Origin of the sequence: Vibrio sp. SCSIO 43140, assembly GCF_023716585.1 — a bacterium.
GTDB lineage: Bacteria > Pseudomonadota > Gammaproteobacteria > Enterobacterales > Vibrionaceae > Vibrio > Vibrio maritimus_B.
Genome location: NZ_CP071850.1, coordinates 970,892 through 982,948, shown reverse-complemented (window position 1 = coordinate 982,948; position 12,057 = coordinate 970,892). Strand labels below are relative to the sequence as shown.

The 12,057-nt window shown below is 45.2% G+C and carries 12 protein-coding genes and 2 tRNA genes; 7 read left to right on the top strand and 7 right to left on the bottom strand.

Annotation, left to right across the window (positions count from 1 at the left end; genetic code table 11):
• The first annotated feature begins 299 nt into the window (after nt 1-299).
• Nucleotides 300-938, top strand: coding sequence for a YchE family NAAT transporter (locus tag J4N45_RS04725; protein WP_042474190.1), 639 nt, complete (start codon nt 300-302; stop codon nt 936-938).
• Nucleotides 939-1,090: 152 nt separating this feature from the next.
• Nucleotides 1,091-1,945 carry an ion transporter gene (locus J4N45_RS04720; protein WP_252013813.1) on the top strand — a complete coding sequence of 285 codons (855 nt, stop codon included), beginning with the start codon at nt 1,091-1,093 and terminating at the stop codon, nt 1,943-1,945.
• Between the two features lie 58 nt (nt 1,946-2,003).
• On the opposite strand, the gene asd is transcribed toward J4N45_RS04720, so the two are convergent.
• The 4 genes from asd to yejK form a co-directional block, all read right to left on the bottom strand.
• Nucleotides 2,004-3,122 carry an aspartate-semialdehyde dehydrogenase gene (asd, locus tag J4N45_RS04715; RefSeq protein ID WP_252013812.1) on the bottom strand — a complete coding sequence of 373 codons (1,119 nt, stop codon included), beginning with the start codon at nt 3,120-3,122 and terminating at the stop codon, nt 2,004-2,006.
• Nucleotides 3,123-3,297: 175 nt separating this feature from the next.
• Nucleotides 3,298-4,500, bottom strand: a complete 1,203-nt coding sequence (locus J4N45_RS04710; RefSeq protein ID WP_252013811.1) for a chemotaxis protein — start codon at nt 4,498-4,500, stop codon at nt 3,298-3,300.
• A 116-nt stretch (nt 4,501-4,616) separates the two neighbouring features.
• Nucleotides 4,617-5,984 (bottom strand): Hpt domain-containing protein, encoded by a 1,368-nt coding sequence (locus J4N45_RS04705; protein WP_252013810.1) that lies wholly within the window; start codon nt 5,982-5,984, stop codon nt 4,617-4,619.
• A 107-nt stretch (nt 5,985-6,091) separates the two neighbouring features.
• Complete coding sequence (yejK, locus tag J4N45_RS04700; protein ID WP_042474175.1) at nt 6,092-7,090, bottom strand: nucleoid-associated protein YejK; 999 nt, start codon at nt 7,088-7,090, stop codon at nt 6,092-6,094.
• Nucleotides 7,091-7,174: 84 nt separating this feature from the next.
• On the opposite strand from yejK, the gene J4N45_RS04695 reads away from it, so the two are divergent.
• The 5 genes from J4N45_RS04695 to J4N45_RS04675 all read left to right on the top strand — a co-directional run bounded on the left by J4N45_RS04695 (nt 7,175) and on the right by J4N45_RS04675 (nt 10,251).
• Nucleotides 7,175-7,402, top strand: coding sequence for a YejL family protein (locus J4N45_RS04695; RefSeq protein WP_042474173.1), 228 nt, complete (start codon nt 7,175-7,177; stop codon nt 7,400-7,402).
• Nucleotides 7,403-7,431: 29 nt separating this feature from the next.
• On the top strand, nt 7,432-9,252 hold the full coding sequence (locus J4N45_RS04690) for a DUF3413 domain-containing protein (RefSeq protein ID WP_252013809.1): 1,821 nt from the start codon (nt 7,432-7,434) through the stop codon (nt 9,250-9,252).
• Between the two features lie 65 nt (nt 9,253-9,317).
• Nucleotides 9,318-9,394: transfer RNA gene (locus tag J4N45_RS04685), tRNA-Pro, on the top strand.
• A gap of 160 nt (nt 9,395-9,554) precedes the next feature.
• Nucleotides 9,555-9,645 (top strand) — tRNA-Ser (locus J4N45_RS04680).
• A 111-nt stretch (nt 9,646-9,756) separates the two neighbouring features.
• On the top strand, nt 9,757-10,251 hold the full coding sequence (locus J4N45_RS04675) for a peptidylprolyl isomerase (RefSeq protein WP_252013808.1): 495 nt from the start codon (nt 9,757-9,759) through the stop codon (nt 10,249-10,251).
• 47 nt (nt 10,252-10,298) lie between these two features.
• Here J4N45_RS04675 and J4N45_RS04670 read toward each other — a convergent pair whose 3' ends face one another.
• The 3 genes from J4N45_RS04670 to J4N45_RS04660 all read right to left on the bottom strand — a co-directional run bounded on the left by J4N45_RS04670 (nt 10,299) and on the right by J4N45_RS04660 (nt 12,016).
• On the bottom strand, nt 10,299-10,502 hold the full coding sequence (locus J4N45_RS04670) for a DUF2986 domain-containing protein (protein ID WP_252013807.1): 204 nt from the start codon (nt 10,500-10,502) through the stop codon (nt 10,299-10,301).
• Nucleotides 10,503-10,604: 102 nt separating this feature from the next.
• A complete protein-coding gene (locus tag J4N45_RS04665) occupies nt 10,605-11,102 on the bottom strand; it encodes an NUDIX domain-containing protein (protein WP_252013806.1) in 498 nt (165 codons plus the stop codon).
• The gene (locus J4N45_RS04660) at nt 11,099-12,016 is read right to left on the bottom strand and encodes a histone deacetylase family protein (protein ID WP_252013805.1); all 918 of its coding nucleotides are present in this window, start codon (nt 12,014-12,016) and stop codon (nt 11,099-11,101) included. The genes J4N45_RS04665 and J4N45_RS04660 overlap by 4 nt, the downstream gene beginning before the upstream one ends.
• Nucleotides 12,017-12,057: the final 41 nt, after the last annotated feature.

The window sequence follows — 12,057 nt, the reverse complement described above, 5'->3', positions numbered from 1 at the left end:
AAGTATATGTAGATGACATTACTTTCTTTCAACCCATGGCGTAAAAATAATCAAAACAAGACATGAGCAACATTTTTGCAACGCAAAGGTATGTTACCTCGGTTGTGGCACGAACTTTTCCTTCATAATCTATTCATATTTGCACACCAGACCTCCCACTTCATATCTACGAACTATTTGTCTTAAATAGCCATCAATTTTTAGTCGATTATCCCGCTGCAATGTCGTACATTACCCGCACTTTTTGCTTGGACTTACATGCATAGCATTACGTCCTATTCTTTCATCGAGATAAGTCTATGAGTAGCATCGAATTTGCAATCTATTTGCAGTTTTTCCTTGGTTTGGTCGCTGCGGTAAACCCGGTTGGGATCATGCCTGTGTTTGTGTCTTTGACGGGGCATATGTCACCCGAGGACAAAAACAAAACGGCCGCCACAGCGAACATTGCGGTTGCCGTGATCCTTATTACGTCATTATTGGCAGGTCAGATCCTGTTAGATATGTTCAGCATCTCTTTAGACTCGTTCCGCGTAGCGGGTGGATTGCTGCTGCTTAGTATCGCTTTCTCTATGATGTCGGGTAAGTTGGGTGAGGATAAGCAGAACAAACAAGAAAAGTCAGAGTACGTAAGTAAAGAGCAAATCGGTGTTGTACCACTTGCGATGCCGCTTATGGCTGGCCCTGGTGCTATCAGTTCGACAATTGTTTATGGCGCTCGCTACCCAGGCATGGTTGAAACGGTTGGTATCATTATTAGTATCATCGTCTTCGCCCTTTGCTCATGGTTGCTTTATCGCTCTGCACCGCTTATCGTACGCTTCCTTGGGCAAACGGGTATCAACGTGATCACGCGTATCATGGGTCTGATCCTTGGTGCACTGGGTATTGAGTTTATGGCGAATGGTTTGAAAGCCCTCTTCCCTGGCTTAGCCTAAGAGATCGAGTCGTCTCTCCTCTTCCCCCTATACCTATCTAGGCGTTCGATCAGAACGCCTAGCCTGCGCAAAAAGAATCGACCCTCCCTAAACTGCCCCTCTGAGCGACTTAGGTATATACTAGCCATATTGATTGTTTCAAGACTCTTGCTATGGAAAACAACCGCTTAAAGCACAAGCTTTACATCATCATTTTTGGACATCACACGCGAGCTGGTCGTATTTTTGATATTGCACTGATCATCGCAATCTTGATGTCACTCGCTGTTTTAGTTCTGCACTCAATAGAAGGCTTGGCGACAGAGTGGGATCAAACCTTTGTGATGCTAGAATATTTCTTCACAGCCATCTTTACGCTTGAGTATTTACTGCGTCTTTATTGTTCACCAAAGCCGAAAGCTTACGCCACCAGCTTTTATGGTGTCGTTGACTTGCTTTCCATTCTCCCTACTTATCTGGCCTTACTCTTTCCGTCCGCGACATTCATGGGGGTAATAAGACTACTGAGGGTGATGCGAATATTCCGCATCCTTAAGCTGGTTCGTTATCTACAAGACTCCAATATTCTGCTGCGTTCATTGCTCATGTCTCGCCGCAAGATCTTTGTTTTCTTTAGCACCGTCGCCATTTTAGTGACCATTTTTGGCGCGCTTATCTTTGTCATAGAAGGTCCTGAAAATGGCTTTACCAGCATTCCACAGAGTATTTACTGGGCTATCGTGACGATTACCACTGTCGGTTATGGTGATTTGGTACCAAGCACACCGTTAGGTAAAGGGCTTGCGTCATTAACTATGCTGCTAGGCTACTCCATTCTTGCCGTCCCCACCGGAATCATCACGGCAGAACTAGGCCAAGAAATGAAGACCCATAGAAACATGGTGAAGTGTCCAAACTGCTCAAAATCAGGTCATGAAAGTGATGCGCTGCACTGCAAGCATTGCGGTAGTGAGTTGGCGACACCTGACAAAAGAATTGTTGACGTCGATTCTGAAGATTTAAAATAGCAGAAACTAAAAAGCCCTCTTAAGAGGGCTTTTTCAAACTTGGATGAATGAGAGAAAATTAACCGTTCTTCTCAGCCAAGATAATGCGCAGTGTACGACGTAATGGCTCTGCCGCACCCCACAGTAGCTGGTCACCGACGGTAAAGGCATTGAGGAAGTCGTTACCCATCGCCATTTTTCTTAGACGACCAACCGGGATAGACATAGTGCCGGTTACTTTCGCAGGCGTCAGCTCTTGAGCCGTGACATCGCGATCGTTTGGAATCACTTTCACCCAGTCGTTGTGCGTTGCGATGATTTCTTCGATTTCATCCATAGGCACGTCTTGCTTAAGCTTGATGGTCAGAGCCTGTGCGTGACAACGCATTGCGCCGATTCGAACACATGTGCCATCGATAGCAATTGGGTTATCTTGCAAACCAAGGATCTTGTTTGCTTCAACGCCAGCTTTCCATTCCTCTTTACTTTGACCGTTTTCACGCTTCACATCGATCCACGGAATGAGTGAGCCTGCTAGAGGTACACCAAATTGATCGGTTGGGAACGAAGATGAACGGATAGTCTCAGCCACTTTGCGATCAATATCTAGAATAGAGCTCGCTGGGTTTGCCAGTTCAGAAGTCACACAGTCATTTACCACGCCCATTTGAGAGATAAGCTCGCGCATGTTTTTTGCACCTGCGCCCGAAGCCGCTTGATACGTCATTGCGCTCATCCATTCAACAAGACCTTTCTCGTATAGACCGCCGAGACCAAGAAGCATCAAGCTAACCGTACAGTTGCCGCCAACAAAGGTGTTGGTACCCTTAATAAGACCGTCTTGAATTTGACCAAGGTTCACTGGGTCCAAGGTAATGATTGAATCTTTGTCCATACGGAGAGTAGAAGCAGCATCAATCCAATAACCTTTCCAGCCAGCTTGGCGAAGTGCTGGGTACACTTTCTCAGTGTAGCTACCACCTTGACAGGTAATCACGGCGTCCAGTTGTTTTAGGCTTTCAATATCAAAAGCGTCTTGTAGAAGTCCGGCATCTTTACCAAAGTTTGGCGCTGGAATACCAATTTGAGACGTGCTGTAGAAAACGGGTTCGATGACATCAAAGTCTTTTTCTTCGACCATGCGTTGCATCAGAACAGAACCCACCATGCCACGCCAACCGACTAAACCTACTCTCATTGAATTACTCTCCGTGTGAATTTAAATAAAGGCTCCCCCATCTATAAAATTTTCCGAGCCATAACACAAGAGCAAATTCACATATTGATGAAGTTTTTTTCACAAACCCAACCAGTTATTGCGATTTTTACAGTCGCTATATAGCAAAAAGGCTCCGTTGGGAGCCTTTTCATTATCAGTCTGCTATTTTCCGTTCTTTCTTCACTTGAGCCCGCTTACCCAAGGCGTAACCTAACCCTAAAGGTGCAAAGAAGATCACTAAAATGAATAAGATAAAGTAAACAATCGTACTTTTAATTAACTGAATCAGCTTCTCTACAGCAAGAGTCAGTACATCCTGCGAAATCTTATCTAGGTCCTGAGCAAACAACTCGCGTTCACTATTCACAATGACCGCGATCTCTTTACGCTCTCGCTCTATCATCTTGATCAGCTCTTCACGTTCTCGAGCAACCATGTCGTCTAGCGCTTGGCGCTCGGCACTAAGTTGTGTCAACTTATCTTGTGTTTTCACGTCGAGATCGTTGAGCAGTGGCTGAAGTTCAATCGCCATCTTTTGCGCGAGATCGCGCATGTACTCTGGATTGTTCTCTACAAAATCACGAAACGCTTCCGCGCTCACTTGGAAGCTCTGAATCGCCCCACGGATGTCATCGCCATTCACATTACTGTTAAGCGCTATCAGTTGGGCCTTCCAAGTCATCAGTTTTGGTGTCTGTTCTGACATTAACGACAGGCGATCTGAAACATCTGATAATGCTTCAGGCATAGTTCCCAGTGTGGTGGTCACCTCACTCTCATCAATTCCTTGAGCCTTCAACCATTCACGATACGCAGGGACACGAGCAAACATCAGATTTTCAAAAGGATGCAACGCTGCAAACTTCTGTACAAACTCTTTGGTGGTTGAATAGCTGTCAGACTTGAATAACGACTTGGCTAGCTGATCAATCTCGGTGCTGAGCTTAATTGCGGTTTGAGTGGCTTCTTCGGTGATAAACATAGATTTACCCGGACCAGACACAAAGAACAGCTCCATTTGTAGAGTAAACACCCAGGTATCGATCAGTCCTGCTGCAGGTGAAACCTGATAGGCAGACTGTTGTAGTCCCTCTTCCGCATGGATTTTCCAAAGTAAAATATGCGACTGATTCATCACATCTGTCTCATCGTACTTTGAGGATAGAGAATCAGCGGTCATTTCGACTTGAGTGAAGAACTCGCGGCTGAATTCACGCGTCATCAAACGCATGTTGAGTTCTTGTTTTGTCAAAGGCGTCGTCTGGCTATCAAGCTGGATCTCCAATAACGAACAGCCAGAAACCAAAGTGACAAAGAAAAGAAGTAATGCACTGCGTAAGCGATGCAGATGTTTCATTGGAGACCTCAACGTCAGATAATTGCTCGGGTATATTACCGCCACTATAAGTGAGCCACGTAAAATTCACGTTAACTATTGATATTTATAGTCTAAATTTGACGAATTACTAAGCGTTATTGATGACTCTGTGTTGAGATGTAGTCTTCTGCCGACAATATGGCCATACTCAAACAACGTTCAAGCTCGCTGATAGCATCAGGTTCCAGCGACTGAGTATCTTTGAGCTGCTGCTCTGCAACAATGGCGCTTTGTCGCAGTTCTTCAGCAAAAATACTACCTGATACACCTTTTAACGTATGAGCTACGCGCGTTGCCTTCTCGATATCTGAGTCCACCAGGTCGCGTAACTTTTCCGCATCATTCCTGTGTTCCGAAACGAAAACCCCAAGCAAAAGCAGCATAGACTCTTGGTCGCCATCCAACGTACTCAACATATTTTCAAACTGAATTGACGATACCGAGGTTTCTTTTTTCGCTTGTTCCGTCGACTGCTCTGACTTAACCACGGCCAATGTTGGTGGCTCTGAGTCATCGGTTTGGGCTTCGTCTGATGGGACTTCTCTATGATTCAGATGACGATCCAGTTGACGATCCGATTGTTTTGTATCACTCCCTGAAGATTCGGTGTTTTGGGGTTCATCCGCAGCTGTGGATTGAGCATTGCCCGCGGGCAGCTCGTCTTGGTAAGAGACTAGTTCTGACTCATTATCAGCCCTAGCAACGCGCCCTCCACTCAGGCTCAGTGAAAATAAACATAGTATCGCCACTAAGCTTGCCAGTGAGATAAATAATACCTGCCCACTGACTAAGCGCTCCGACTGCAGCTCTCGTAAAGACAGTTCGGTCATAACGGGATGATTAACAACACGCTCAACCAAAAATTCGGTGTTTGCAGACTGAGAAAGTAATACTGAAGCTTGTGAGTTCAGCTCAAGAAGATGGATACGGTCTGTGCTTGGCAGTCGGTAGGCTTCCCTTTGGATATCTTCTAGCTTCAAATAAACTTGTCGGGGTTCAACGGATTCGTTGAATAAGGTATCCAATACTACTGCCGATAAACGATTGCTCAGCGATAGTGCGGGGTCACTAAGATCTTGAGGTTTGTCGTTGATACTAGTGATAAAAGTATCCATTCGCGCTTCATCGCGAGCCAACAACTGCGCCTGTTCTACAAAACGCTCTAGCAGATAGACGGTATGGGAGACATCGGATAATAAATCCGACTGGGTGAGAGACTTTAATTGAACCGTCTGGGCGTGAATGAGCTGAATTTCTAGCTCTAGCTGCTCAGAAAAGCGGGCTCGGTAAGGTTGAGCAAGGAACAGAGTTTGACGAAGTTTATCGATACTAAAGGTTATTTCGTCAATTAAGTGCGTTATTTTCTCTTCTTGAGATGAAACATAAACAACACTCGCGACTGCGATAGACCACAACAGTACAATGGCAACAGCAATACCATTAAGACGCTTGAATAGATTCAACAATCGGTCCCTCTCGACACAAAGCTAGGCTTTTCCTTTACCTTATATAGTTTTAGCACAAAGACGTCATCAGCAAAAAAGCGCTACAAAGTAGCGCTTTTAACGAATTAACGATTTCTAGTGAGTTGGTCTTTTAAGTTAGGTGGTGTGCCTTTAATCGTCAACGTATCTGTATCTGGATCGTAGAACACGCGCTCGCCTAACAACAGACTATCAAAGCTTAGGTTTAGACCACCGCCAGCACCCACAAATTTAGTGAGTTTACGAACGGTCGAGCGATCAGCTGGGAAGCTCTCTTCTAGCTCATAACCTTGCTCTTGGGTGTAATCCAAAAAGCTTGCACCTTCATTGCTTGGTAACTCTCCAGATAACTCTTTGATTTGAACTTCATCACCCGATTTCAGCTGGTCATTGCAGTAATCATACACTTGCTTTTTGTAGTTTACCGTTTCGTCTTTATCCAACTGTGCATCGGCACAATAATCTTCGACCGCCTGCATCAGTATCGAGTTTTGCTGTTTGGTATCTAAGCCGACTTCGGCTTGCAAGAAGTCTAAAAAGAAATCAGCAACCTTACGACCAACACGTCCTTTAATGTAGGTCAGATAACGATTAGAACTCTTATCAAGGTCATAGCTTGTCAGGTCAATACGTGCCGCGATATCCATTTTGGCAATATCGAGGTAATCAATAGAACCAATGTTCAAACCTTCAGTCACTTGCAAACTGTTGTAAGAAGGCAGTAGACCAATGAACAGATAATCTGTAGCCAGAGACTGATATTGAGCCATCACTAAAGTGCCCGCTTCGGCAAATGGGTACTTCGCCAGTTCGGTCTTTAATCGCTCTGCGCTCTGCTGAGAAAAGCTATAGAAATCTTTCTCGCCTTTGAGCAGTTCACTTAGCCAAATTTGGAAATCACTCTCGCTAGTGAAGGAACCAAACCCTTTTCCTGCTTTCGAATTGAAGACACGATGCAGTTCAGCGACTAGAGTTTCAGTAGAACTGTCATTTTGAAGCATCTCTTGGCGATACTGAACGACAAGCTCTTCCTGCTCATTTATTGCTAACTGGTGTAAAATTACGTTAGATAGGTTCAAACTCATTGTGAATTTATCATGGTTGCTGTTTCGTTTGTGATGCAGAGTAGGGTATCATAAGCCGCTTTCATTATCATTAGCAGAGTCTTTATGCCAATTACATCTAAATATACCGATCAACAAGTTGAAGACATCCTTGCCGAAGTTGCCGCTGTTCTAGACAAACACGGTGCGAGCGCAGAACTTTCTTTGATGATCGCAGGGAATATCGCAACCAATGTCTTAAATCAAAACGTTGCTCCTTCACAACGCCAAGCAATTGCGGAAAAATTCTCTAAGGCTCTGATTTCATCCCTAGAAACAAAAGACCAACACTAAAATTTAAGAACGGATAGACTGAACGGCAGATGGTAGATAGCGGAAATTCATACGGAGAAAGAGTGTCTCGCCTAGTAGGCTGGGGACACTGGTTTGCGTTTTTTAATATTATCGCGGCGATGCTTATCGGTACGCGTTATATTGCTGCCTCGCCGTGGCCCGACACTTTGTTTGGGCAAGTCTATCTGCTCGCCTCATGGATAGGCCACTTCGGATTTTTAGTTTTTGCGCTGTACCTCTTGGTGCTCTTCCCGCTCACCTTTATTGTACCGTCGCGAAAACTGTTTAGATTACTCGCCGTCTGTTTTGCCACCTTTGGTTTGACTGTCCTACTTATAGACACGCAAGCCTATCAAACGATAAATCTTCACCTATCGCCAGTCGTTTGGGATCTCCTATTCAGCGATGATACGAGTCCGATCAGCTCCGATCTTCAGCACTTATTTATCGTGTTGCCACCTATCTTCCTAGCGCAGTTAGCGCTCGCTGAATGGGTGTGGCGCAAACAACGCAAACTGTCTCACAAGCACGTCGGGCGCCCAATTGCTGCACTTTTCTTCGTCTGCTTTATCGCAAGCCATATGATCTTCATGTGGGCGGATGCATTTTTCTATAACCCGATTACGGTTCAGAAAGCGAACTTCCCTCTATCGTACCCAATGACAGCTAAATCCTTTATGGAGAAGCACGGTCTATTAGATAGAGACGAATACCTTCAAAAACTCCGCGACAATGAAGGTGCTGCCGACCTCGTTAGTTACCCTTTAACTGAAATCGAGTTCAACCGTCGCTCTGAAAACCTCAATGTACTCGTGGTTAGTATCAACAATTTGCGTGCCGACATGCTCAACCCGCAAAACATGCCGGTTGCATACGGTTTTGCGTTGAACAATCAAAACTTTGTGAATCATTACAGTTCGAGTAATGATGACTTTGGTGCCTTTGGATTGATGTACGGTCTTCCGAGCAGTTATGCCAGCAGCATTAAAGCACAGGGTTCTGAGCCGTTGATGATGTCCATTCTAGCGAATCAAGGCTATCGCTTTGAGCTTTACAGTGGCGATAACTTCGAAGATGACCTTTATAGCGAAACCATCTTCAGAAAATTCCCAATGGCCGACTTAACGGCCACCGAGTCGGAGACACTTGATAGAAGCATTTCTGATAATGCGGCTATTGAGCAGTGGAGTGATGCCATCACTAATGGCTCAAACAAACCATGGTTTAGTTTCATAGAACTGACTACGGTAGACAACTTCAGTGACTACCAACCAGACTCTGATGCACTGACGGCTGAACAGCGTTTTGTTAGTGCTTACTCCGCTGCTGCTTCGGCTGCAGACGCTGAATTTGGTAAGATTCTACAAACTCTAGTAGACCAAAACCTAATGAGTAACACCGTGGTCATCCTAACGTCGAATCACGGTACAGAGTTCAACGAAACTAAGACACGTAGCTGGGGATCAAACACCAACTATAGTCAGTATCAGTTGCGCGTACCTATGGTCATCCACTGGCCTGGGAAACTGGCCGCTGACTACACCCATATGACCAGTCATTTGGATTTAGCAGCGACGATAATGCAAGACTTAAGCGGTGTGTCGACCAGCGCGAAAAACTACAGCAGCGGTCGCAACCTGTTTGATGAACGTAAGCGTAAATGGATTATTGCTGGCGATACTCGCGAACTCGCCCTGATAACCAGCAAAGATACAACAGTTGTCGATAAGTTTGGTAACTATAGCCTTTACGATAAAAACTACGATCGCATTAGAGATCAAAACCCTAAGTTACCTATCTTGATGCAGGGCTTTACTGAGTTACAGCGTTTCTACTCAAAGAGTCAGTAAATCAAGCAGTTAAACGTGATATAAACCCTTGACCAGCAAAACACTCTGGTTTAGATTGATCCCATCGGACTGTAGCGCAGCTTGGTAGCGCACCGTCATGGGGTGTCGGGGGTCGCTGGTTCAAATCCAGTCAGTCCGACCATATTTCAGCCCCAAGAGAAATCTTGGGGCTTTTTACTACTCATATGTGTAGTTTTTAGACACCCAAACCATTAATTTGCCTCAACTGCTTATAATTAAAGCAAACAGTAAAATTAAGGGTTTACAAACAGTGAGATGCCCATTATTATGCGCATCAACACGGAGAGATGGCTGAGTGGTCGAAAGCACCGGTCTTGAAAACCGGCAACCGTTAATAGCGGTTCTAGGGTTCAAATCCCTATCTCTCCGCCACATTCGAAGAAGCCGCTGATTATTCAGCGGCTTTTTTCATTTCTAGCCCTTCAAAACCTAGTTCTTGAAACCTGCTACAATCAGCTACAACCCCACCTCAGAGAACATACAATGATTATCTTAACCACCACCTATGGCGACATCGAAATTGAGCTAAACATGGAACGAGCACCAGTGAGTTCAAAGAACTTTCTCCGTTATTGTGAAGAGGGATTCTATGAAGGCACGATTTTCCATCGCGTGATTGATGGCTTTATGATTCAGGGTGGTGGTCACACTGAAGATATGACCGAAAAGGATACTCACGCCCCGATTGCTAATGAAGCAAATCGCGGACTAAAAAACACGACTGGCACTATTGCTTTCGCTCGCACCGACGCCCCGCATTCGGCCGCAGCACAGTTCTTTATTAACCTCGATGACAACGACTTTCTGGACCATACCGCGAAAACCAACAACGGTTGGGGCTACGCTGTATTCGGAAAAGTGACATCTGGCATGGATATCGTCAATAACATAGGGAAAGCCATGACAGGCATTAAGAAGGGTCATGAAGACGTGCCGCTTGATACCATCAAGATAGAAAAGGTCACTATCGTCGATTAAGTTGACGAGGTCGGTCTCAATAGCACCGCCCAGATACAGTAAAGGCGCTACTCAGTAGCGCCTTTTTCATTCTGCTCATCGTTAGTCGGTTGAACATCAGCAACCAACTCTGGACTCGATGCTTCTTCTGCTTCCATTTTGGCACGCTCAGCCTTCGAGATATAACGCGGCTTGTTGCTCTTCTGCTTTTTCGCATTGGCTTTCTTGGCTTTGGCTTTCAAGATCTGATTGATCTTCTTTTTCCTGTTCATATCGGGCTCTTCATGGTCTAGCAGGTCAACTTTGGCTGCGCATAATAGCGCTCTACGCTGTATTTATCCATAGTAGCGTAGCTTTGTAGTCGATTCAGTGAGTCACTCGTTACCTTCAAGACGGTTGATGCTCTCACCTTCGCCTTGAACATAACTACCTAAATGTTTGGCGTAATGACCCTTTTCAATGATAGACAGCACCTCTTCACAAAGATTGGCTGGAAAGGTTTTATACTCTGAGAGCTTTTCGATAGGTAGCCAGACGACCTCCTGAATATACTCCTCATCGTTTAAACCTTGCAGATTCTGCAAGTTGGCGTCACCTGTCCATTCTGTAATGTGATAAAAGAGCTCGACATGGTAGCGCTCTGCGGAGGTTTCATAAAACTCCCGAACGCAAATGAGCTCACCCACCGCAACATCCAGATTGGTCTCTTCTTTAAATTCTCGCTTCAAGCCCTGTTTAGTACTGACATCACCCTCTTCAAAACCACCACCTGGCGGAATCCAATACTCGCCTGAGTATGGGTCTTGAACTCGCAGCATCAAAACACAATTATCTTTAACTGCTATCCCTGCAGCACGAATGCGATGTTTCATGGAATCTCCTTAAGTTGGGCGGCTGCCTCGATCAGTGAATAATGAATCGGTACTAAATCAGCATGTTGACTGCGATAACCTCCCCCTATCACACACGCAATCGGAATGCCTCGTTGGTAGCAGGTCGACAGCATCCAACTATCACGCGCTTTAATACCCTCGAGACTCACCTCCAGAAAACCTAGCTCATCATCTTGGTGAATGTCTACACCAGCATCAAATATGACGATATCAGGTTGATGGAGATCGAGTGCAAGCTGGACTACTTGTTGAAAGCCCTCTAAAAATTCTTTGTCTTTCGTTCCTCGTGAAAAAGGGACGTCAAAATCAGAATTCGGTTTGCGCGCCGGAAAGTTCTTATCGCAGTGTAATGACAGCGTCACAATGTTTGGATTGTCGCTCATTAAAGAGGCCGTACCATCACCATGATGAACATCACTATCGACGATCAACACTTTGTCCGCACCCGTTTTAAGGGCGTGTTGCGCCGCAACGGCTAGGTCATTAAACAAACAAAAACCACTGCCATAATTAAAATGAGCGTGGTGGTAACCTCCACTTAAATGGATGGCGATGCCTTGTTCAAATGCTTTTTCAACCGTCAACATCGTGCCACCTGTAGAGGTTAACGTGCGTTCTATCAGCCGCTCACTCCAAGGAAAGCCAATACGGCGCATTTTCGCCGCTGGCAGCGTCCCTAACACTAACTCATCGGTATAGTTACCACAGTGGGTCTGTTTAATTGTTTCAGCGCTCACAGCGCTTGGCTCGAAGAACTGAAAGGGGGACCATGATTTCTCGGGGTGCGCCTCTAATATCGCCTTATACAACAATTCATACTTACGAATTGGATAGCGGTGCCCTTCGGGGAGATCGAGCGCTGAGTAAATAGGGTGATAGATCAATGGAATCAAAGTATTCTATTCTCAATTAAACGTCTGAATTAAAAAGGTCA